Raw genomic sequence first — 21,389 nt, 5'->3', positions numbered from 1 at the left:
GGCGCGATCCTTATAGAATGCGGCAAGCCTCATCAAAGGCAAGACGCGGGCTGCGGGGATATAGCTCTTCTTCGCTGCCATGGCCCAAAGCGCAGATGAAATTTGAAACCCATTGGCCATCGGGGAAAAAATCAGCATCAAGACCCGCCTGATCAAAGCCGCTCATCGGCCCGCAATCAAGGCCCAAAGCCCGCGCCGCCAGCATCAGATAAGCGCCTTGCAAGGTGGCATTGCGAAAAGCCGTGCTCTGTGCCACCTCTGCATCATGGGCAAACCAGTTGCGCGCATCGGGATTATGGGGAAATAATTGCGGGATTTTATCATAAAACTGCCGATCCCATGCGATGATCACAATGAGGGGGGCTTGTTCAACCTTCACCCGATTGCCTACAATCACATGCTCCATCAACCGCGCTTTGGCTTCTTGGCTTTTCACGAACACAAAGCGCGCCGGAGAACAATTGGCGCTGGTGGGCCCATATTTGAGCAGATCATAAAGGGCCCCGACCGTTTCATCCGAAACAGATTTCGCCTGCCAGCGATTATAGGAACGGGCCGTGCGAAACAAGGTATCGAGGGCGGCATCAGATAAGGTCGCGCTCAAGGGGCTCTCCTTTTAACTCGGCTTTCAAAAATATCGGACATAAAGTGACCATGATCACATATCACAGCCATCATCAAGATAACGGGCTTTTTAGCCGCATCCCATGGGGCTTGGCAAATCGTTCTCTGATGAGATGTCGCACCATCCTCTGCGCTCTGTGGCTTGCGGCCATCTTCGGCCATTCTGCTCTGGCCGCATCCGAAAAGCCGCGCGATCTGGCCGCTGCCGATCAGCTGGATGCGGTGATCATGATCTATCATCGCTTTGGCGAGGATGGCATCCCCCTCACCAATATCCGCACCGATCAATTCAAATTCCAGCTCGATGAACTGGTTGCGGGCGGTTATTCCGTTCTGCCGTTGTCCGAGATCTTCAGCGCCTTTCAAAGCGGGCGGGCGCTGCCTGCAAAAACGGTCGCCATCACCATCGATGATGCCTATCAATCCTTTGCCACCACCGGCTGGCCGATGCTGAAAGCCCGTGGCTTTCCGGCCACGCTTTTTGTTGCCACCGATCCTGTGGATCAGGGCTTACCCGGCTATCTCACATGGGATGCGCTGCGCGCTCTTGCGGATGACGGGGTGGCGATCGGCCATCATGGCGCCGCGCATATGCATATGGTGGATGAAGGGGTGGAGGCTGCCAGGGCCGATATTCTGCGCGCCAGTGATCGATTCCGCGAAGAATTGGGGGCCGTGCCCGATCTTTTTGCCTGGCCCTATGGTGAATATGGACCCGAGCTGGAAACCATGCTCCGCGAGATGGGGTTCAAGGGTGCGGTGGCGCAATATTCCGGCGTGGCGGCCGCGTGGGACAATCAATTTTCCCTGCCGCGCTTTCCCTTCAACGAAAATTATGCAACCGAAGATCGCTTTCGCCTGATCGCCCCGGCGCGCGCCCTGCCAATATCCGATGTCGTGCCCCGGGGGCCGATCCTGCAACCAGACAGCCCCGCGCCCGCCTATGGCTTCAGCCTGATGATGGATATCCCCGGCCTTTCAGCCTTGGCCTGCTATCCCAGCCACAGCCAGCAGGCCCAGATCGAAAATCTGGGCAATCGCCGGATCGAGGTTCGGATCGACAAACCCTTTCCCCCCGGGCGGAGCCGAATCAACTGCACCCTGCCCGGACCCGAGGGCCGCTGGTTTTGGCTGGGGAAATTTTTCTATGTACCCGGCAGCCCGGATTGAAAGCTTTGCAGCTTATACGGCCAAAGCCCGCACTTCGGTGATTTCCGGAATATAATAACGCAGCAGATTCTCGATCCCCTGTTTCAAGGTCATGGTTGAGCTGGGGCAGCCCGCACAGGCCCCTTGCATATGCAGATAAACTACGCCTTCTTTAAAGCCGTGATAGGTAATATCGCCGCCATCGCGGGCCACCGCCGGGCGCACCTTGGCATCAAGCAGTTCCTTGATCTGATTGATGATTTCATCATCGGCCGGATCGCTTTCCATCTCGGCCGGGCCGCCGGTGCGGGGGGCATCAGCATCAAGGAGCACCGGCGCACCCGAGGTGAAATGCTGCATCACCACTGCCAGAATATCCGGCTTCAACTGTGACCATTCATGGCTGTCGTTTTTGGTGACAGTGATGAATTCGGTCCCCAGAAAAACCGCCTCCACACCCGCAACTGCAAACAGGGCCTCTGCCAAAGGAGAAGCTTTGGCTTTGTCGGGATCGGTGAATTCCGCCGTTCCGTCTTCAAGAACAGTGCGCCCGGGTAAAAACATCAGGGTCGCGGGATTGGGGGTTTGTTCGGTTTGAATAAACATGAAACATCCTCGTGATCAGTGCCACCCGGAGGCAGCACCCTATGGGTTCCCTGCTTATGTGGCGTCAAAGCCAGCCAAGGTCAAGTAATTCAGACTATATCCGTCGTGATTTATTCAAACAAGGCGGTCGATGCTCTCGGGGTCAAGGCTGCCGGGCACAATCACCACCGGGCAAGGCAGGCCAGCCACCAGAGGTCCGGAAAAATAATCCACCAAAGGCCCCGGCTCGCCCCCTGGGCTTGCGGCCAAAACCAAAGCGAATAAATCCTGACGTTCCTTGATGAATTGATACAGCTCTTCTTTGGGCTGGCCTTCGCGCACAATGATTTCCGGCTTTACCCCGGAATAGGCATAAATGCCCGCCGCCACATCTTCAAGCATCGCCCGGGCTTCAGCCAGGGCTTCATCGCGCATCCGATCCGCCACTGCCATCCAATGCTGGAAATCGGCGGGGGCCACAGCATGAAACAGGATGATGCCACCCCCCACGATATGCCCGGCGCGGCCCGAGGCAAAGCGGATGGCCAGCCGCGTTTCTTCGCTTTCATCCACCACCACCACAAAATTGCGGGGCCGATCCTTGATCGGGCCAAGGGGGGGATCATTTTTGATGTTCATGCTGCTTACCATAAGCCGATGGTGGCAAGCCCGATGCCATGATGCAAGGGCATAAAATCGGTGCCCTTAAAGAAAAGGATCCATCAAAGCGTGCTTCATGGGGCCTGATCCACAGATCGCTTATCGAGCCGTGCCCATTCCCTGATGACATTTTCATCCGTTTCCCGGGGCCGATGGGTGCGTTTGGCCGCTTTGATCTGATGCTCATCCCCCAGCCGGCCCAGTGCCCAGATTGCCATGGCCCGCACCAATGGCGATGGATCATCCAGCCTGCGATGGATCACCGGCAGATGCGCGGGGTTTGCTGAATTGCCGATGGCGATCAGCACATTGCGGATAAAACAATCGCGCCCCGTGCGTTTGATCGGCGATCCGGCAAAAACCGTGCGAAAGGCGGCGTCATCAAGATCGGCGAGATCGGCGAGATCGGGGGCACTCAGCTCGGGCCGGGGAAAAAACGCCGGATCATTGGTTTTATGGGCGTATTTATTCCACGGGCACACCGCCAGGCAATCATCGCAGCCATAGATGCGATTGCCCATGGCAGGGCGCAGATCGGCATCGATATGGCCTTTATATTCGATGGTGAGATAAGAAATGCAGCGCCGCGCATCAAGCTGATAGGGGGCGGGAAAGGCATTGGTGGGGCAGATATCAAGGCACCGGCGGCAGCTTCCGCAATGATCCTTGATCGGCGCATCGGTGGGCAGCGCCAGATCGGTGAAAATCGCCCCCAAAAACAGCCAGTTACCCAGATCGCGGGAAATCAGATTGGTGTGCTTGCCCTGCCAGCCCAGCCCGGCGGCGGCGGCCAGCGGCTTTTCCATTACCGGTGCGGTATCCACAAACAGCTTCAGGGCGCAGCCGGTCTGCTCCACCAGCCAGCGCGCCAGCGCCCGCAGCCGGGTTTTGATCAGATCATGATAATCCTTATTGCGGGCATAAACCGAAATGGTGCCCTGATCAGGCCAGCCAAGCTGATCAAGGGGATCATGGGCCGGGCCATAATTCAGCCCCAGCATGATAATCGATCTCACCTCGGGCCACAGGGCTTTGGGATGGCGGCGGCGGTCGGCTTTTTCAGCCATCCAGCCCATCTCGCCATGGCGGCCAAGGGCCACGAACCGCAGCAGATGCTCGCCCGACTTTTCCACCCCATCGGGATCGGCAATCCCCACCGCATCAAAGCCGCTTTTAAGCGCCTGTTCGCGGATCAGGCGGCCCAGTTGGTCTGGAGTTTGTGGGCCGCCCGCTTTGGCGATATGAGGGGCCGGGGGGGTCAAAAATCGGGCCTTTCATAATGGCGGGGCGGGGTTAATCCGGGGATGCGATCCTGCAGGATAAGACGCAGCGAGCGGCGGGATTTCACCCGCATATACCAATCACGCGCCGCCAGATGACGATCCCATGGAATATCGCCGAAATAATCGATGATCGAAAGATGGGCGGCGGCGCAGGCATCGGCCATGGAAAAATGGGCACCCCCCAGATAATGTCGGCGTTCGGCCAGGAAATCGATATAATTCAGATGGATACCAAGATTATGATGCGCCGATCTGATGGCCGAACTATCGGGCTCGCCCATCCGCAGAAAACGCTTCAAAAGCTTTTCATTGATCAGAAGGGCGCTGACTTCATGATCGAATTTTCCCATGAACCATCCCATCAGGCGGCGGATTTCGGCCCGTTCGATGGGATCGCCGCCGATCAAAGAATTCGGGCCTGTAGTCCCTTCCTTTGGGGGATCGCTGGCTTGCGTTAAAGGGCCATGGGCTTCATCAAGATATTCGCAAATAGCGATGCTATCGCAAAAAATATGGGCATCTTCAACCAATACAGGAACACGGCCCGCGGGGTTGAGCCGTAGGAAATCCGGCCGTCTTTCCCATGGTTTTTCAAGGCGCAGGCGGGCTTCTAAAGATTTTTCCGCCAGAACGATCCGTACCAGCCGTGAACCGGCATCGAGCCAGCTATGATACAGAACGCGCGTCAATGCGGTCTCCATGATGGATGTTTGAAGATACTTTTCAACTCAGCTTGCGTTGGCTATAGCATGTTCGTCATGACTTTGCTTTTATTCAGTCTCTGTTTTCGGCTCAGACCTTATCATCTGGAAAATCCATGGCCCCTGTCATTGCTCTATCGCATATCCAAAAATATTATGGCGATCAACTGGCTCTCGATGATCTTTCTTTGTCGGTGGAGCCGGGGGAGGTTTTTGGCTTTCTGGGCCAGAATGGCGCCGGAAAAAGCACCAGTATCCGCATTCTTCTGGGGATCATCGATCCCGATGGCGGCAGCCGTCAGGTTCTGGGGGCCTCCACCGCGCTCGAAGTCTCGCAACGCATCGGCTATCTGCCCGAAGAACGCGGCCTTTACAAGCGAATGTCGGCGGAACGGGTGATCGCCTATCTGGGTCAGTTGAAGGGGATGGATGCGGCTTCGGCGCTGGAACAGGCGCGCATCCTGCTGCAGCGCTATGGCTTGGGTGAAGCCGCGAAAAAGCGGGTGCAGCAATTATCGAAAGGCATGGCCCAAAAGGTGCAGGTGCTGTCCACTCTGGTCCATGATCCCGATCTTCTGATTCTGGATGAGCCCTTTTCCGGCCTTGATCCGGTCAATCAACAGGTTCTGGAAGGGCTTGTGGGCGATATGAAGCGCGCGGGCAAGACGATCCTGTTTTCCACCCATGTGATGCAACATGCCGAGCGTTTATGTGATCGGGTGTGCATCATCGCCCATGGCCGCGATGTGTTTACCGGTACCGTGGCCGAAGCCCGCGCCCTGTTGCCATCGCGGATGATCCTGCGCACGGCGGATGATATCGCGCCCCTGAAGGCTTTGCCTGAGGTGGGGCAGATCAGCGCCATCCGCCAAGCTGGGCGGGCTGGGGAGGCAGGGACGCTGGTGGATTATGAAATTGAAACGCTGAGTCATCTGTCTGTTGAGCGATTGGTGGCCTTTTGTGCGGAAAAGGCCATCAGCATCGATTATTTCACGATGATCGAGCCGAGCCTGCATGATGTTTTTGTTCATTTGGTGGGGGACGATCAAAACCGTCCCTTGGGGGATGTTGCCTGATGATGCGGTCGATCAAGCTCATTGCGCGCCATGAATTCATTGAAGCGGTGCGCAGCAAAAGTTTTTTATTCTCGCTGTTTTTAATCCCCGCAATGATGGCGGTGGGGATGTTTGTGCCGCGCTGGCTGGAGCAGAAAACCAGCATTGTGCGCAATGTGGCGATTGAGGACATGACCGCCGATGGCCTTTATGGGGCGGCGATCCGGCAGGCTTTGCTGCGGGCTGAAGCCAAGGAAGCCCTGGCCGATATCACCTCTTATGTGCGGGCCTATGCTTATCCGGAGTATAAAACCGCGCGCGGGCTTGATCCTGAAAAAGTGCCGCCCTTATTGCTTAAACGCCGCAGCGATATGACCGATGCCGATGCCGATGCCTATCTGGAACGAGGCGGTTTGGCCTGGGCCATCAATATCGCCATGCCTTTTGTAAAACCCGGATCGCCGCCGCCGGTTCTGGAGCCGTCTAATTTGCGGCTGGTGGATCTTCCGCCATCAATTGATCGCACGGCCCTGCGCACGGCCCCTGCCGATTCCCTGCGCCCCTGGTTGAAGGGGGAACAACTTCTTCAAATGGGCGAGGGGGCGGATGAAAAGCTTCATGCGGTGATGCTGATCCAGCCCGATGCCCAGCCTGTGGCCCCTGATAGCCTATCGGCTTTGGGTTATGGTGGGCCCGATGATGTGGTGCAGCTTTGGAGCGATGGTGCCTTGAAATCGTCCCTGTCTTCGCGTTTGGAAGATGCGGTGGATGATGTGTTCCAGAAAAAGGCGCTGATCGGCTTTGTTGGGGATGAAGGGGTTTTGGCACCCTTAAGCTTTAAAGCGCCGCTGATGGAGCTGGATATTTCCGCCCCCAAGGGGCGCAGCGTGACCCCGGGGGATATAATCGCCCAGTTTTTGCCCCGGGCTTTATCATGGCTTTTGATCTATTTCCTTTACATCAACATGTTCATGCTGATGTCCAATACCATGGAGGAAAAATCCAGCCGCATTATCGAGGTGCTCGTCAGTTCGGTGACCCCCAATCAGTTGATGGTGGGGAAATTGCTGGGGTCTTCGCTGGTGGCGATCACCATGTTCGCTTTTTCCGTTGGGGCTTTCGTCGCCGTTATCATGATGGCCGGGGGCAGCGCCTTTGTGGAATTTTCAAGCATCCTGATGGGGCTGATCGTCGGGTCTCCGATCCTGCCCGCCATGCTGATCAATTTTGTTTTGGGCTATTTTCTTTTTGCCGGGATTTTCCTCACCCTGGGGGCTTTTTGCGAAAATTCACGGGATGTGCAGAATCTGTCCACACCCATGGTCATTTTGATGCTGGTTGTGCCCTTTGTGGTTTCAGCCTTTGCCGATGATCCCAATGGCGCAAGCGCGCGGATTTTATCATGGCTGCCCTTTTTTGGGCCGTTCATGATGATGGCCCGCGCGGCGGCCGAACCGGCCTTGATCGATGTGATTGGTTCGATCATTGTGCAGTTGATCACGATTGTCGTGATTTTATGGGGATCGGGGAAGGTGTTCAGACTTGCCGTTCTGTTTAGCGGCAAGCCGCCCAAATTCAGCCAATTGCTCAGCTTTGTGCGCAGCAGCCGTTAGGCTAAATCCAGAAAAGATGGCTGAGCCGCTTTTGGCGGCAACCCAATAGCCCTGATGGTGCAGATCTTGCCATCAGGGCGATTGGGTTCAGGCATGGATCAGGCGCTTTCGCGTTCCTTTTCATCCGACAGGGGATGGGATAAGCGGTTCAGCATTTCCTTTGGCACCACCTGCCAGAAGCGATTCAGGCTTTCTTTCCAATTGCTGAGCAGCATGGCCGCGTGGCGGCTGTCGGTGGCGGTCAGATGCCGCTCGATCAGGTTTTGCAAATGTGCTTCCCAATGCGCAGATTGAATGCGGGTGGCAATCACCGTATCCTGATTGAGATGGCTATCGAAATCATTGCGATCATCATAGATGAAGGCCATGCCCCCGGTCATCCCGGCGGCAAAATTATCGCCCACAGAGCCAAGAATGACACAGGTGCCCCCGGTCATATATTCGCAGCCATTATCGCCGCAGCCTTCGATCACCGCTTCGGCGCCTGAATTGCGCACGGCAAATCGTTCACCCGCCTGCCCCGAGGCAAAAAGCTGCCCCGATGTCGCCCCATAAAGCACGGTATTGCCGATGATCGTATTTTCATTGCTGATGAGGGGCGATCGCGCCGGGGGCCGCACGATGATGGTGCCGCCCGATAAGCCTTTGCCCACATAATCATTGGCATCGCCAAAAACCACGAGCTTCAGCCCGCGCACGGCAAAAGCGCCAAGGGATTGCCCCGCCGAGCCTTTCAACTGCACCGTCACATGATCAGCGGCCATTCGCTCATTCAGATGGCCCCGCACCAGATGCGCGGAAAAACGGGTGCCCACGGCCCGATGGATATTGCGGATGGCATAGGTGAGCTGCATTTTCTCACCGCGCTCAAATACCGGTTTGGCATCCTCGATCATTTTGGCATCAAGGGAATCGGGCACTTCATTGCGGCCAATGGTGCGGCAGATGCGTTCTTCATCAGGCGCATCCACCCGTACCAGAATGGGATTGAGATCCAGATCATCAAGGCGCGGCGAGCCCCGGCTCATCTGCTTTAAAAGATCCGAACGGCCGATGATTTCCTCAAGGGAATGGGCCCCCAGCCCGGCCAGAATTTCGCGCACATCCTCGGCCAGAAAAGTCATGAGATTGACCACCTTTTCCGCCGATCCATCGAATTTCCGGCGGAGATCCTCATCTTGGGTGCAGATGCCCACCGGGCAGGTATTGGAATGGCATTGGCGCACCATCAAACAGCCCATCGCCACCAGCGATGCCGTGCCGATGCCAAATTCCTCGGCCCCCAAAAGCGCTCCGATAACAATATCGCGGCCGGTTTTCAGCCCCCCATCCACGCGCAGCTTGACCCGATGGCGCAGGCGATTGAGGGTGAGCACCTGATTGACTTCGGCCAGCCCCAGTTCCCATGGGGCACCGGCATATTTGATCGAGGTTTGCGGCGATGCGCCGGTGCCGCCCGAATGTCCGGAAATCTGGATCACATCGGCATGGGCTTTGGCCACACCGGCGGCAATGGTACCGATTCCGGCAGAAGCCACCAGCTTCACACAAACCCGGGCCACCGGATTGATCTGCTTTAAATCATATATGAGCTGCGCCAGATCCTCGATGGAATAGATATCATGATGGGGGGGTGGTGAAATCAGCATCACCCCGGGGGTGGCATGGCGCAATTTGGCAATCAGTTCGGTCACCTTGAAACCGGGAAGCTGGCCGCCCTCGCCGGGCTTTGCCCCCTGGGCCACCTTGATTTCGATTTCTTCGCAATTATTGAGATAATTAGCCGTGACCCCAAAGCGCCCCGAGGCAATCTGCTTGATCGGCGAATTGGCATTATCGCCATTGGCATAGGGCTTGAAGCGGCGTTCATCCTCGCCCCCTTCGCCGGAAACCGATTTCGCGCCGATGCGGTTCATGGCAATGGCCAGAGTTTCATGGGCTTCAGGTGATAGCGCCCCCATGCTCATACCCGGGGTTACGAATCGCTTCCGAAGGGCCGTCACCGATTCGACATCATCAAGGCTCACCGGCTTTTTCTTGGGCACAAAATCCATCAGATCGCGCAAGTTAACCGGCGGCAGCTTGGCCAAAGCGCTGGTATAATGCCGGAATTGTGAGCTGGCCCCGCTGGCCACCGCCATTTGCAGCATATGGATCAGGCGGCCTTCAAAAGCATGGGTTTCCGCCCCGGCACGAAAGCGGTAAAGGCCACCGATGGGCAGGCTCGAGACATCTTCCTCAAAGGCCCGGGCATGATTGGCGCGCAGGGTTTCTTCAATCCCGGCCAGACCGATTCCGGATATTTTTGACGGCACATTGGGGAAGAATTCCGCTGCCAAAGCCCGCGACAGGCCCAAAGCCTCGAAATTGCCGCCGCCCCGATAGCTGGAAATCACGCTGATCCCCATTTTCGAAATGATCTTCAAAAGGCCATTATCGATGGCATCTTTCCAGTTCTTGAGGCACGCGTCATAGCTTTTGGAACCAAAAAGCCCCCGCGCAAAGCGATCATGAATGGCTTCCTGCGCCAGATAGGCATTCACCGTGGTCGCCCCCACCCCGATCAGCACCGCATAGGCATGGGTATCAAGGCAATCACAGGCCCGCACATTAAGGCTGGCAAAGGTCCGCAGGCCACGATTGAGCAGATGCGTATGCACGCCGCCGGTGGCCAGGATCATCGGCACCGGGGCGCGATCGGGGCCGATCTTCTCATCGGTGAGAAAAATCTGCCCAAGGCCTGAGCGCACGGCATCCTCGGCTTCGGCGCGGATGCGATCGAGCGCATCTTTCAAAGCGCCGGGGCCGGCCTTCAGATCAAAGGTGCAATCGATGATGGTGGCTTCATTGCCCCAATAATCGAGCAGGGCCAGATATTCGCGCGAGGTGAGCACCGGGCTTTCAAGAATGAGCACATTATTTTGCGGATTGTCGCCATCCAGCACATTGCCAAAATTGCCGAAACGGGTTTTCAGCGACATCACCCTTTGTTCGCGCAAGGGATCGATGGGGGGATTGGTGACCTGACTGAAATTTTGCCGGAAATAATGCGACAAGGGCCGATAATGCGAAGAGAGAACGGCCAAAGGCGTATCATCACCCATCGAGCCGATGGCTTCCTTGCCGTCATCGGCTTGGGGATGCAGGATCAATTCCAGATCTTCATGGCTCAGCCCCGCTAAAAGCTGACGCCGCAGCAATTCATGCTTTTCATAGCTCGCGGGTTCGGTGCTGTGCTCATCAACGATTTCGTCGAAATCCTTGAAATGCCGGACCCAATGTTCAAAAGGCCGGGCATTGGCGAGGGCGTCTTTCAATTCCAGATCATGATAAAAATGGCCATTCACCAGATCGACGGCAATCATCTGCCCCGGACCTAAGCGGCCCTTTTCAATAACATTTTCCTCTTCTACAACCACCATGCCGGATTCCGATCCCACGATCAGCAGGCCATCGCGGGTGACGGTATAGCGCAGGGGGCGCAGGCCATTGCGATCAAGACCCGCCAGCGCAAACCGCCCATCATAAGCCACCAGCGCTGCCGGGCCGTCCCACGGCTCCATCACCGAATTGCAATAGGCATACATCGCGCGATGGGAATCGGGCATGGTGGTGCGCTTCGACCAGGCTTCGGGCACCAGAAGGCTTTTCGCCATGGGGGCGGAGCGGCCCGCCCGCACCAGCAATTCAAAAACCGAATCAAGGGCTGCGGAATCGGATGCGCCCTGCGGCACCACCGGCTTGATCGCTTCATCATGATCGCCAAAGGCCAGCGATGCCATCCTGATCTGATGGCTGCGCATCCAGTTGACATTCCCCCGCACGGTATTGATCTCGCCATTATGGGCGATCATCCGAAAGGGCTGGGCCAGCCACCATTGGGGGAAGGTGTTGGTGGAATAGCGCTGATGATAAAGGGCAAAAGACGAAACGAATCGCTTGTCTTTCAGATCGGGATAAAACACCGAAAGCTGTTCGGCCAGAAACAGGCCCTTATAAATGATCGAACGCGCCGAAAGCGAACAGATATAAAATTCATTGATCTGGGCCGTGATCACCTCTTTTTCGATGGTGCGGCGAATGACATAAAGATCACGCTCGAAGGCTTCTTCATCAAGATTTTTATCATTGGCGATCAGGATCTGTTCGATTTCGGGGCGGGTGGATTGGGCTTTCGTCCCAATCACCGAAGCATCCACAGGCACCTGCCGCCAGCCATAAATCTTGTGGCCTGCCGATAAAATGGCCCCCTCAACGATGGAGCGGCAGCGTTCCTGCGCCGATAAATCCGTGCGCGGCAAAAACACCATGCCCACGGCAATGCGCTCATCGCTTTTGATGCTTTGGCCCATGCGCTCGGCATGATCGCGGAACAGGGGCTGGGGAATTTCCAGATGAATCCCCGCCCCATCGCCGGTTTTCCCATCGGCATCCACCGCCCCGCGATGCCAAACGGCTTTGAGGGCGGTAATCCCCGATTCCACGACCCGGCGCGATGCCTTGCCATTGATGGCAGCAACCAGCCCCACCCCACAGGCATCATGTTCTTCCGATGGGTGATACAATCCGATGGCTTCAGGGGGAAGATGGGTCATGACAGGGTTTTCCTGATTTCGGTCTTGAACTTGATTAAAGGCTGGGCCGCGGATGATCTAAAGCTGTGCGGGCACAGTCAGATTTTCAGCGGTCAGGCGGTTTTTGATGGCCTCCATCGCCGTCATGGCCGCTTTTTGCGACATCTGCATCCCCGCCTGCATGCTTTCCCGGGCGATGATCGGCTGTTTTTCCAAAAGCTTGGTGCCAAGGGGTGTCTGGTAAAATGCGGTCAGCCCGCGAATTTCATCGATGGTGAAATGGCGCGACCACACCGAAGCCGTGAGGGCAATCACATCGGGTTTCAAGGAGAGCATCGCCCCCGCCACTTCTTCGCGAATGATACGATCAAGCTGTTCATTCGCTTCCGGGTTCGATTCAAGAAGCAAGGGCAGAATATCTTCATTGAACAGATCGATCATCTGCGCGGCCATCGCTTCGATCTGGGTGATTTCCACCAGTTCGCGGATGGCTTCAAATTTTTCCTCATCGCTTTGGCTGGCATCCGTTTTCGCACCTTGGGCGAAAGCGGATTGGGGGCTGATGGGGGCGAGCAGAAAAACGGCCGCCATGGCCAGCCCCAAAAGAGGGCGGCCAAAAGGTGATGGGCGATTATGAGGCTTTTGCGTGTTCAGCAGATCTGTGCGGGACATTGATATACTTTCAGTTTATTTGAAGGAACGCTTATGCTCGCGAATGGATGGCGTCTCCGCAAGCATTAACTGACCGTTTCCAAAGCAAGGCTTTGGTCATCAGTCGAAAGGGGCTTTGGCGTTCTTTTGTCCTTGAGATAACGATCAATGGCGGCGGCGGCATCCTGGCCATCGCGCACCGCCCACACCACAAGGGATGCGCCCCGCACGATATCCCCGGCAGCAAAAACCCCATCAAGGGATGTTTCAAGGGATGGTCCGCCGGTTTTAACGGTGCCCCAGCTTGTGGTGAGCAGATCAGGGGCATCGAAAGCGCTCACCAGATCTTCAGCCTCAAAACCCAAAGCCTGGATTACCAGATCGGCTTCAAGGCTGTGGCTTTGATCGGGAATGGGTTCGGGGCTGCGCCGACCGGTGGCATCGGCGGGGCCAAGACGCATTTTAGACGCCCGCACAGCGCTGACCACACGGCGACCCAGAAAGGCTTCGGGTGCGGATAGCCAGTTGAACACCACGCCTTCTTCTTCGGCATTCTTCACTTCGCGGGCCGAGCCGGGCATATTCTGGCGATCCCGGCGATAAAGGCAGGTCACGCTGCTGGCTCCCTGGCGGGTGGCGGTGCGCACGCAATCCATGGCCGTATCGCCGCCACCAATCACCACCACGCGCTTGTCTTTGGCGTTAAAGCGGCTGCTATCGGTAGCGGGCAGCTTATCGCCCAGATCGGTGCGATTGGCGTGGATCAGATAGGGCAGCGCCGGCACGATATTGCCCAGCCCCACACCGGGGGCCTTCAGCTCCCGCGCCTGATAGGTGCCGGTGGCGATCAGCACCGCATCATGGCGCTGGCGCAAGGCGCCCAAGGTGATATCGCGGCCCACATCCACATTCATGTGGAATTTAACACCGCTTTCGATCAGGCGCTGGCCCCGCCGCAGAACAACATCCTTTTCCAGCTTGAAATTGGGAATCCCATAGATCAAAAGCCCGCCGATGCGATCATAGCGATCATAAATGGCCACCTGATAGCCCTTGCGCCGCAACCGTTCGGCACAGGCAAGCCCCGCCGGGCCCGCACCGATGATGCCCACCGATTGATCGCGCTCCAAAGGCGGGGTGATCGGCTTGATCCAGCCCCGCGCCCAGGCCAGATCGGTGATATGCTTTTCCACCGCGCCGATGGTCACCGATTCAAAACCTTTTTCGATCACGCAATTGCCTTCGCACAAACGATCCTGCGGGCAGATGCGGCCACAGATTTCCGGCATGCTATTGGTGGAGGATGAAACCGCATAGGCTTCTTCCCAGCGGCCTTCGGCAGCCAGCCGCAGCCAATCGGGGATATTGTTCTGCAAGGGGCAGTGAATCTGGCAAAAAGGCACGCCACATTGGGAACAGCGCGAGGCCTGCTCCGCAGCTTTTTCCTGCGCAAAAGCGCGATAGATTTCATCGAAATCCGTGCGTCGCTGGGGCGCCGGCCGTTTATCCGGCATGGCCTGCGCAAGAGAGACAAATTTCAGCATGCGCTCGGTCATGGCAGTTCCTTCGCTTTCTGGCGGCTTGCGGTAAAAGCCGCCCCCATAAAATGCGGGGCATGTCTTGTGATTGAGATGGTGTCACCAAGCAGGGCGGCTCCGGAATGAGAAAGCGCCATAGCCTTTGGTCTCGAAAAACGGATGAGACCGAGATGACCCATCAGGTGCCGATGATCATCAGGCACGATCAAGGCGAAACCGGCCACACCCCGGATCACCCTCAGCCGCTGCCTGATTTGATTAAACTATCATCAAAAAATTTGAAATACGAGCATGAATTGTCCATTATGGCAGTATTGCTGCCTTAATAAGATCAGGGGTCGAGACGGATCGTCGTCGCCCGGCGGAGATGATAGGCGATCATGCGGGCCGTTTGTTTGCGGCTGTCCTTGTCTGGTCCAGTCTTTGGGCTCAACAAGGCTGAATTTTGGTTTGGGCGCAGAGGCTCAGCCCCCACTCTGTCGGAGAGGGACGCTTTATCTGCAAGGGCTTTCATCCGTTGATGTGACATAGACCCACCTGTTTCCGGCCTTTCAATCCTGTTTTGAAAGACTCTAGCAAACTTTAAGACCCTAGCAAGCTTTGGGCCAGAGTCACTCTGGCCGGGATGAAGGGCCAAAAAACCTTCATTTCAGGGCAGGCGATGCCCATCAATACGCAAAGTGCGATCTTGTGTCAGGCATCAGGATGATCTGACGCGCTGGGTGTTTCCTGCCTTGGGGCATGATCGGCCCGGCAGACCCTGCCCCTTGCCTCAATCCAATGGGGTGTCATTCTAAGCCGTGTAAAACGGCCTTATGGGTGCTTGGGCCGCGTGAAACGGTCATTATTGATTTCGGGGCCGTGTGAAACGGCCTTGGGGGGCATAAAGATCAAGATAGCCGGGCAGGATGGCTTCGGCGGCCGTGGGGCTGATCCCCAGATCGCGCAGGCCGGGGGTGTTTTCATGCACGATATTATCCTGCTGCAGCATCAGCAATTGATCCGGCGTCAGGGGCGGTGAGGGCAGATATTGCAAAAGGCTGGCCTGCAGCCGGGCCAATGGCATGGGAATATCCAGCAAAGGGCGCTTTTGCCCCGAATAATGAAGGATCATTCCCAGCAAAGCCCGAAAGCTGTAGATCTTTGGTCCGCCCAATTCATGGAGGGTCGCCTTTTCCGGCGCGGGCTGGCGCAATGAGGCGAGAACCGCATCCGCCACATCCCCCACATAAACCGGCTGAAAGCGGGTTTCACCAGCGATCACCGGCATGAAGGGCAGCTTTTTGGCAAGGGCGGCAAAGCGGTTGGTGAAAGCATCGTCTGGTCCGAAAACAAGGCTGGGGCGCAGGATATGGGCCTTGGGGAAGGCGTCTCTCACCGCCTGCTCGCCTTGCGCTTTGCTCATGGCATAAAGGGAAGGAGAGGCGGCATCCGCACCAATGGCCGAAAGATGCACCAGATCGCTGATCCCCAGTTCGGCGGCAGTGCGGGCGATCAGGCCCGCGCCCTTCGCCTGCACCAGATCAAAGCGTTGCCGCCCCGATTGGCTGAGGATTCCCACCAGATTGATCGCCACATCGCACCCCGCCAATGCGGCTTTGATGCTAGGCGCATTCGTCAGATCGGCATGCACGGCATGGATTTGGCCCATTTCGCCCAAAGGTTTTAGAAAATAGGCCTTATCGGGATGGCGCACTGCCACCCGGATCCGATAGCCTGCCCGCGCCAGCCTTTGCACCACGGCGCGGCCGATAAAGCCGGAACCGCCAAAAACCGTTGCCAATCGGGCGTCTTTTATGGGCATGATGTTGCAAGGCTCCCGCACTTTGAAAGAGGAATGAGAATCATTGTGTCATTCCTCGGCGATCAAATAAAGCGCCTTGACAAGGGGCTTTGTGGGTTCTAGTGATCGCGACCTTGATGACCCACCTGTGCCCAGGTGGCGGAATTGGTAGACGCGCTGGCTTCAGGTGCCAGTGATCGCAAGGTCGTGGAGGTTCGAGTCCTCTCCTGGGCACCATCATCTTCCGGTCACAGATCCCATTTTCGTCGTTGCGTCTATCGTCTCCCGCTTATGCGTTAGACGCAAAAAACCGCTATCCCGGTTTTCAAGCGGGAGAACGGTTTTTCAGAAAAAGCGGCCAAAAATCGCTTGGCGCAAGGCCAAGGTTTAGCGTAAAGCCCAAATTTAGCGTAAAGCCCAGGCCAAAGGCAGGATGAAGGTCAGTTGATCATCACTCAGATCATTGGGCGGAGCCGGCAGGGGGCTGATCCGTTCCATCAATTTTGGCACTTCACGATCCAGAACGTCATGGCCGGTATTTTCGAGAATTTCAAAATTGGCAATCGTGCCATCCCGGGCAATAGTGATCTGAACGCGGGCATTGCCTTCGATTTCACGCCGCAGGGCAGAGCGTGGATAAACCTGCTTTTGGGCGACGACCTGCACAATGGATCTTTGCCAGCTTGCGATATCCGCCGCCTGTGCAAAAACAGCGCTCGTGGCCAGAAAAGAGACCGCAGCCAGCCCCATGAACAGTTTTTTGAATTCTCTTGTCATCTGCATTCTTCCCTATCAGACGATTTCCGAGGCGGCATGGAGAACCCTCTCAAATCCGCGCTCATCCTGATCCCATAGAGGTAAATCTAAGCTTCAAATGTAAAACTGCATTTAAGGAACATAGTTAATTTAAAATTTATTCTTAATGAATCTTGATAATGGGAAGCGACAATATCCTTGCACGGAGTGGATTTGCCCAAAAATATAGAGAAACAGCCTGAGAATTTGCGGCCGGGGCATCTGCGCGCTTGCGTTCATAGGATGAACGACTATAGTGCGCCCCGTTCGTCTGATAAACTTTTCCAAAGACGACTTTGCGGAGCGGTGGCCGAGCGGTTTAAGGCGCACGCCTGGAAAGCGTGTTGGGGTGTAAGCCCCTCGAGGGTTCGAATCCCTCCCGCTCCGCCAATAAGTCTTTGTTTTAAAATATTTTTCATAAAAAGTTCGAACCCGCGCTACGGGCCCCCGCATTCTGCGGGCGTTCCGTTCAACGCCTATGCCCTGCTTGGGCTTCAGGCGTGTCGTATTCCGTCAGAAGATTGATCAGTTCCCGCTGAGGCTCGTCCGGGACGGTTTCCCCGGCCTTCCTCCACTTCGTTCCGTGCAGACCGGGTGATCCCCCTCCATCCCGGCCGCCCTTGCGCCTTGCACCCCCCGGTCTCGCCGACGGGCAAGGGTACAGGAGCGGCGCTTCGCTGCTCTGAAACCGATAATCCAGAGGAACAGAGACATGACCGGAAACACCAATCTCCCCCGCAGCGTGATTTTTAACGGCGATTGCATCGACGTGATGCGGTCTTTTGACCGGGGAACGGTCGATTTTATCCTGACTGATCCGCCCTATGTCACCAACTTCCGCGACCGTCAGGGCCGCACTGTCGCCAACGACGACAACGGCCGCTGGCTGCGCCCCGCTTTGGGATCGTGCAGGCAAGGCCCGATCAGATCGATGGTGCGCGCCCAGTCTTTATCAAGATTGTGCAGGAAGACGACGGCCTCGTCGTAGCGGGCTGACAGGTTCTCGGGCAAAGACATGGCTTCCTTCAAGTTCATCGTTCTGCGCGCAGGATCGCATGGTCCGCATCCCTCAACGCTCCGTTTCTTGCTTTCAATTTCATGAAGTTCGAGAGCAAGGTTCAGAGTGCCGCGCGGCGAGAGATTTTGCCATAAAAGGCCATGACCATGCAGGGGAGCGATATGTCGGATGCAGGCGAATCTCGTATTCGCATCATCAGTATCCGCCGGCAGACATTCGGCTTTCGACGGCCTGCCGACCCGCCCTCGACCCTCGCTGCGCTGCTGGCGGGTTACAAGCGCGTCCTGCACCCTTCGGCTCTTGATGGAGACAAAGATGATGACTGACCTTTTCGGCGGAGAGGAACCTCGCCAGTCCACGCGCGAGGAAATGGCCGAAGGCGCGGTCCTCCTGCATGGCTTTGCGCTGGATCGCGAGGATGATCTCCTCGCCGCGATCCGGGAAATCGCTATTGTTTCACCCTTCCGCAATATGGTCACGCCGGGCGGTCATGTCATGTCCGTCGCGATGACGAATTGCGGACGGGCGGGTTGGGTGACGGACCGTACCGGCTATCGGTATGATGCGGCCGACCCCGAGACCGGCAAGCCATGGCCACCGATGCCCGACAGCTTTATGGCGCTGGCGGTCACGGCTGCAACCGAGGTCGGATATTCCGCGTTCCGACCCGATGCCTGCCTCATCAACCGCTATGATCCTGGCGCGCGGCTGTCGCTGCATCAGGACAAGAACGAGCGCGACTTCGCCAATCCCATTGTTTCGGTTTCGCTCGGCCTGCCCGCGATTTTCCAGTTCGGGGGCCTGAAACGCCCCGATCCGATCCAGAAATACGCGCTGCGTCATGGCGATGTCGCCGTTTGGGGCGGGCCGTCGCGTCTTTGCTATCACGGCGTCCCGGTTCTGAAGGAGGGCGAGCATCCTAAGGTGGGGCGGATGCGGTTGAATCTGACCTTTCGCAGCGCACTCTGAGGCGGACTACACGGCAAGGAACGGAATGTCGGGATCGCCGGAATATGGTTTCTGGCAACGAAACTCGTCAACAGGAGCCTGCCATGCCCTTGCACGGGAATTGACCTATGCCACATGCGCTACACCCTGTTCTCGCCACCACCTTTCAGGCTGAAGCGCGGGATGTCTGGCCGAGAGAAGGCCATGCCGATCCCGACCAAGCTTTGGTCATGCACTCCATCGGCGATCTGGTGGAGAATGGGCCGGCCGGATGGGACTATTCGCTAAGTTTGTTCGGCGAGGCTGTCGTTCATCTGCGCGAGACCGAAATTGAGAGGACTATATAGAATTCCTTGCTTCCTGAATTTGAAAGCAAGGATCGGAGTGAGAACACGATCTTCCGTGGTTAAGTAGAGCAGACAAACGGCAACGAAGTGAGAACCGCCATGAACAAGACCCCAACCGAGCAGGATTTACGCTGGCAAAGCGTGGCCGCGCGTGATGCGGGCGCAGACGGCAGCTTCGTCTACACTGTCACGACGACCGGGGTTTATTGTCGTCCTTCTTGTCCTTCACGGAGAGCGAAGCGGCAGAATGTGCGCTTCTACGACACACCCGCCGAGGCCGAGGCGGCGGGCTTTCGCCCCTGCCAACGCTGCAATCCGAACGGACAGTCGTTGACTGAGGCCAACACCGCGCTGGTGGCCGAAGCCTGCCGATTGATCGAAGCCTCCGATGAGATGCCGACACTGGACGGTCTGGCCGCGCGTATCGGGCTGAGTCCCTCTTACTTCCACCGTCAGTTCAAGGTGATCACCGGGCTGACACCGAAGCAATGGGCCGTTGCCCATCGAAGCCGGAAGATCCGGGCGGAACTCTCTGATCAAGCGGCCAGTGTGACCAGCGCGATCTATGGCGCGGGATTCAACTCGAACAGCCGCTTTTACGAACGATCGAATGAGGTGCTTGGAATGACACCGACGACCTATAAGAACGGCGGCAAGGGCGCCGATATTCGCTTTGCTATCGGAGAGACTTCGCTTGGCGCAATTCTGGTGGCGCAGAGCAACAAGGGTATCTGTTCGATCACATTGGGGGATGACCCGGACGCTCTGGCCCGCGACCTGCAGGACCGTTTCCCCAATGCCAATCTGATCGGTGGTGACGAGAATTTCGAGAAGCTCATCGCGCAGGTGGTGGGCTTCGTCGAGACACCGGCGATTGGATTTGACCTGCCGCTCGACATCCGGGGCACGGCATTTCAGGAACGGGTTTGGCAGGCTTTGCGGCAGATTCCGGCGGGGCAGACCATATCCTACACCGAATTGGCCCACCGGATCGGCGAGCCGAAAGCTGTTCGGGCCGTCGCTCAGGCTTGTGGGGCGAACAAGATCGCCGTGGCCATCCCTTGCCACCGTATTGTCAGAAATGACGGGGCGTTGTCCGGCTATCGCTGGGGCGTCGAACGCAAGCGCGCGCTTCTCGAAAAGGAGGCTCAGGCATGAGCACCAAGGATTTCATCCCGGCGGCTGAAGCTGTCGCCAGCGCCGAAAAGCGGCTGAAGACATATGATTGGGATGCTCTCGCGGGTGAAATGAACAGCTTTGGTTGCGTGGTGCTGTCGGGGCTCCTTAGCCCCGACGAATGCGCTGATCTCGCGTCCCTTTATCCGAGGGAAGAGCATTTTCGCAGCCATATTCACATGGCGCGGCACGGGTTCGGCAAGGGCGAATACCGCTATTTCAAGTATCCATTGCCCGATCTCATCCACTGCTGTCCGGTTTAAATTCACTGCCATTGCAGCACCATTTGGTTCGTGTTTTCCGGTGGGCTATGCGCAGTTTGCAGGAGTCGGTCGATACGCTTTCTATGCATGAGGTTGACACGCACCAGCCGTGCAAAAGCAAGCGGGCTTCGGACTGTTTTCTGTGTTTCCTGGGCCAGCTGCAACAGCAGGAAGGCAATCATCGCTACAGCAACCTGGATGCGTACGGCGTTTTCGCTGCGCCCGAGAAAATGACGGATTTTCAGGTTTTGTTTGATCCAGCGGAAAAACAACTCGATAGCCCATCGGCGCTTATACAGCGCGGCAATCTCCTCTGCCGGAGCGTTCAGGTCATTGCACAGCAAGCGCAGGATTTTGCCGGTATCCGTTCTGACCCTTATTTCCCGGACCGGATCGGTAAATGGATTCGCTCTGCCCTTTGAGCGTCTTTTGGGCAACATCCCAGCGCGGTCGGACAGAAGGTTGTCGTTGCCACCGGGCACCGCGCGTTCTTCCGTCACATGAATCGGCGTATTGGTTTTGAGGCGGGTGACGATCCGGCAACCGGCGTCGTTCAGTCTCGCCCACCAAGCATAATCAAAGTATCCCAGATCAAAAACATAGGTCGCGCCAGCCTCAACGGGCAT

18 protein-coding genes, 2 tRNA genes and 2 pseudogenes are annotated in these 21,389 nt (G+C 56.8%); 10 read left to right on the top strand and 12 right to left on the bottom strand.

The window, feature by feature from the left end; genetic code table 11:
* Positions 1-10: 10 nt before the first annotated feature.
* Positions 11-604 carry a malonic semialdehyde reductase gene (locus tag QK300_RS00110; RefSeq protein ID WP_042088145.1) on the bottom strand — a complete coding sequence of 198 codons (594 nt, stop codon included), beginning with the start codon at positions 602-604 and terminating at the stop codon, positions 11-13.
* Positions 605-732: 128 nt separating this feature from the next.
* Between QK300_RS00110 and QK300_RS00105 the strand changes: the two genes are divergently transcribed.
* The gene (locus QK300_RS00105; protein WP_281300005.1) at positions 733-1,794 is read left to right on the top strand and encodes a polysaccharide deacetylase family protein; all 1,062 of its coding nucleotides are present in this window, start codon (positions 733-735) and stop codon (positions 1,792-1,794) included.
* A 12-nt stretch (positions 1,795-1,806) separates the two neighbouring features.
* Here the strand turns inward: QK300_RS00105 and QK300_RS00100 are convergent, their stop codons facing one another.
* The 4 genes from QK300_RS00100 to QK300_RS00085 form a co-directional block, all read right to left on the bottom strand.
* Positions 1,807-2,379, bottom strand: a complete 573-nt coding sequence (locus QK300_RS00100) for a NifU family protein (RefSeq protein ID WP_281300006.1) — start codon at positions 2,377-2,379, stop codon at positions 1,807-1,809.
* Between the two features lie 114 nt (positions 2,380-2,493).
* Entirely contained in the window at positions 2,494-2,997 is a 504-nt protein-coding gene (locus QK300_RS00095; RefSeq protein ID WP_281300007.1) for a universal stress protein, read from the bottom strand.
* A 95-nt stretch (positions 2,998-3,092) separates the two neighbouring features.
* A complete protein-coding gene (gene queG / locus QK300_RS00090; RefSeq protein WP_348651790.1) occupies positions 3,093-4,259 on the bottom strand; it encodes a tRNA epoxyqueuosine(34) reductase QueG in 1,167 nt (388 codons plus the stop codon).
* A 17-nt stretch (positions 4,260-4,276) separates the two neighbouring features.
* Positions 4,277-5,002 (bottom strand): glutathione S-transferase family protein, encoded by a 726-nt coding sequence (locus QK300_RS00085; RefSeq protein WP_348651783.1) that lies wholly within the window; start codon positions 5,000-5,002, stop codon positions 4,277-4,279.
* 116 nt (positions 5,003-5,118) lie between these two features.
* Between QK300_RS00085 and QK300_RS00080 the strand changes: the two genes are divergently transcribed.
* Together QK300_RS00080 and QK300_RS00075 are read left to right on the top strand one after the other, a co-directional pair.
* Positions 5,119-6,078, top strand: coding sequence for an ATP-binding cassette domain-containing protein (locus tag QK300_RS00080; RefSeq protein ID WP_281300010.1), 960 nt, complete (start codon positions 5,119-5,121; stop codon positions 6,076-6,078).
* Positions 6,078-7,670 (top strand): ABC transporter permease, encoded by a 1,593-nt coding sequence (locus tag QK300_RS00075; RefSeq protein ID WP_281300011.1) that lies wholly within the window; start codon positions 6,078-6,080, stop codon positions 7,668-7,670. Before QK300_RS00080 ends, QK300_RS00075 begins: the two co-directional genes overlap by 1 nt.
* A 98-nt stretch (positions 7,671-7,768) precedes the next feature.
* Here the strand turns inward: QK300_RS00075 and gltB are convergent, their stop codons facing one another.
* The 3 genes from gltB to QK300_RS00060 all read right to left on the bottom strand — a co-directional run bounded on the left by gltB (position 7,769) and on the right by QK300_RS00060 (position 14,451).
* A complete protein-coding gene (gene gltB, locus QK300_RS00070) occupies positions 7,769-12,265 on the bottom strand; it encodes a glutamate synthase large subunit (RefSeq protein ID WP_281300012.1) in 4,497 nt (1,498 codons plus the stop codon).
* 57 nt (positions 12,266-12,322) lie between these two features.
* Positions 12,323-12,916, bottom strand: a complete 594-nt coding sequence (locus QK300_RS00065; RefSeq protein WP_281300013.1) for a DUF2059 domain-containing protein — start codon at positions 12,914-12,916, stop codon at positions 12,323-12,325.
* Positions 12,917-12,981: 65 nt separating this feature from the next.
* Positions 12,982-14,451, bottom strand: coding sequence for an NAD(P)-dependent oxidoreductase (locus QK300_RS00060; protein WP_281300014.1), 1,470 nt, complete (start codon positions 14,449-14,451; stop codon positions 12,982-12,984).
* Positions 14,452-14,603: 152 nt separating this feature from the next.
* On the opposite strand from QK300_RS00060, the gene QK300_RS00055 reads away from it, so the two are divergent.
* A complete protein-coding gene (locus QK300_RS00055; protein ID WP_281300015.1) occupies positions 14,604-14,759 on the top strand; it encodes a hypothetical protein in 156 nt (51 codons plus the stop codon).
* A gap of 518 nt (positions 14,760-15,277) precedes the next feature.
* On the opposite strand, the gene QK300_RS00050 is transcribed toward QK300_RS00055, so the two are convergent.
* Positions 15,278-16,237 carry a complex I NDUFA9 subunit family protein gene (locus QK300_RS00050; protein ID WP_281300016.1) on the bottom strand — a complete coding sequence of 320 codons (960 nt, stop codon included), beginning with the start codon at positions 16,235-16,237 and terminating at the stop codon, positions 15,278-15,280.
* A gap of 129 nt (positions 16,238-16,366) precedes the next feature.
* Here QK300_RS00050 and QK300_RS00045 point away from each other — a divergent pair.
* Positions 16,367-16,453, top strand: a tRNA-Leu gene (locus tag QK300_RS00045).
* A gap of 168 nt (positions 16,454-16,621) precedes the next feature.
* Here QK300_RS00045 and QK300_RS00040 read toward each other — a convergent pair.
* On the bottom strand, positions 16,622-16,993 hold the full coding sequence (locus tag QK300_RS00040; RefSeq protein ID WP_281300017.1) for a TonB family protein: 372 nt from the start codon (positions 16,991-16,993) through the stop codon (positions 16,622-16,624).
* Between the two features lie 318 nt (positions 16,994-17,311).
* Here QK300_RS00040 and QK300_RS00035 point away from each other — a divergent pair.
* Together QK300_RS00035 and QK300_RS00030 are read left to right on the top strand one after the other, a co-directional pair.
* Positions 17,312-17,401, top strand: a tRNA-Ser gene (locus QK300_RS00035).
* A gap of 322 nt (positions 17,402-17,723) precedes the next feature.
* Positions 17,724-17,909: pseudogene (locus QK300_RS00030) on the top strand (DNA methylase); the annotation flags it as partial.
* Here the strand turns inward: QK300_RS00030 and QK300_RS00025 are convergent.
* Positions 17,858-18,319 (bottom strand): hypothetical protein, encoded by a 462-nt coding sequence (locus QK300_RS00025; RefSeq protein ID WP_281300028.1) that lies wholly within the window; start codon positions 18,317-18,319, stop codon positions 17,858-17,860. The pseudogene QK300_RS00030 and the gene QK300_RS00025 overlap by 52 nt on opposite strands.
* Positions 18,320-18,347: 28 nt before the next feature.
* Between QK300_RS00025 and alkB the strand changes: the two genes are divergently transcribed.
* The 3 genes and pseudogenes from alkB to QK300_RS00010 form a co-directional block, all read left to right on the top strand.
* Complete coding sequence (gene alkB, locus QK300_RS00020; RefSeq protein WP_348651789.1) at positions 18,348-18,998, top strand: DNA oxidative demethylase AlkB; 651 nt, start codon at positions 18,348-18,350, stop codon at positions 18,996-18,998.
* Positions 18,999-19,423: 425 nt separating this feature from the next.
* Positions 19,424-20,482 (top strand): bifunctional DNA-binding transcriptional regulator/O6-methylguanine-DNA methyltransferase Ada, encoded by a 1,059-nt coding sequence (gene ada / locus QK300_RS00015; protein WP_281300019.1) that lies wholly within the window; start codon positions 19,424-19,426, stop codon positions 20,480-20,482.
* Positions 20,479-20,745, top strand: a pseudogene (locus QK300_RS00010) (proline hydroxylase); the annotation flags it as partial. The gene ada and the pseudogene QK300_RS00010, both read left to right, overlap by 4 nt.
* Positions 20,746-20,765: 20 nt before the next feature.
* Here QK300_RS00010 and QK300_RS00005 read toward each other — a convergent pair.
* On the bottom strand, positions 20,766-21,389 hold a 624-nt coding region (locus QK300_RS00005; protein WP_281302336.1), incomplete at its 5' end, for an IS4 family transposase.

It is taken from the genome of Iodidimonas sp. MBR-22 (genome assembly GCF_029946565.1).
GTDB lineage: Bacteria > Pseudomonadota > Alphaproteobacteria > Sphingomonadales > Rhodothalassiaceae > Iodidimonas > Iodidimonas nitroreducens.
This window is presented reverse-complemented; position numbering and strand designations above follow the sequence as displayed.

Excerpts from the sequence above, each read along its gene's own strand:
- QK300_RS00095 (WP_281300007.1), bottom strand. The coding sequence starts at position 2,997 with ATGAACATCAAAAATGATCCCCCCCTTGGCCCGATCAAGGATCGGCCC.
- QK300_RS00075 (WP_281300011.1), top strand. The coding sequence starts at position 6,078 with ATGATGCGGTCGATCAAGCTCATTGCGCGCCATGAATTCATTGAAGCG.
- QK300_RS00105 (WP_281300005.1), top strand. The coding sequence starts at position 733 with ATGAGATGTCGCACCATCCTCTGCGCTCTGTGGCTTGCGGCCATCTTC.
- alkB (WP_348651789.1), top strand. The coding sequence starts at position 18,348 with ATGACTGACCTTTTCGGCGGAGAGGAACCTCGCCAGTCCACGCGCGAG.
- QK300_RS00065 (WP_281300013.1), bottom strand. The coding sequence starts at position 12,916 with ATGTCCCGCACAGATCTGCTGAACACGCAAAAGCCTCATAATCGCCCA.
- QK300_RS00085 (WP_348651783.1), bottom strand. The coding sequence starts at position 5,002 with ATGGAGACCGCATTGACGCGCGTTCTGTATCATAGCTGGCTCGATGCC.
- QK300_RS00080 (WP_281300010.1), top strand. The coding sequence starts at position 5,119 with ATGGCCCCTGTCATTGCTCTATCGCATATCCAAAAATATTATGGCGAT.
- QK300_RS00040 (WP_281300017.1), bottom strand. The coding sequence starts at position 16,993 with ATGACAAGAGAATTCAAAAAACTGTTCATGGGGCTGGCTGCGGTCTCT.
- QK300_RS00055 (WP_281300015.1), top strand. The coding sequence starts at position 14,604 with ATGACCCATCAGGTGCCGATGATCATCAGGCACGATCAAGGCGAAACC.
- ada (WP_281300019.1), top strand. The coding sequence starts at position 19,424 with ATGAACAAGACCCCAACCGAGCAGGATTTACGCTGGCAAAGCGTGGCC.
- gltB (WP_281300012.1), bottom strand. The coding sequence starts at position 12,265 with ATGACCCATCTTCCCCCTGAAGCCATCGGATTGTATCACCCATCGGAA.
- QK300_RS00060 (WP_281300014.1), bottom strand. The coding sequence starts at position 14,451 with ATGACCGAGCGCATGCTGAAATTTGTCTCTCTTGCGCAGGCCATGCCG.
- QK300_RS00050 (WP_281300016.1), bottom strand. The coding sequence starts at position 16,237 with ATGCCCATAAAAGACGCCCGATTGGCAACGGTTTTTGGCGGTTCCGGC.
- QK300_RS00100 (WP_281300006.1), bottom strand. The coding sequence starts at position 2,379 with ATGTTTATTCAAACCGAACAAACCCCCAATCCCGCGACCCTGATGTTT.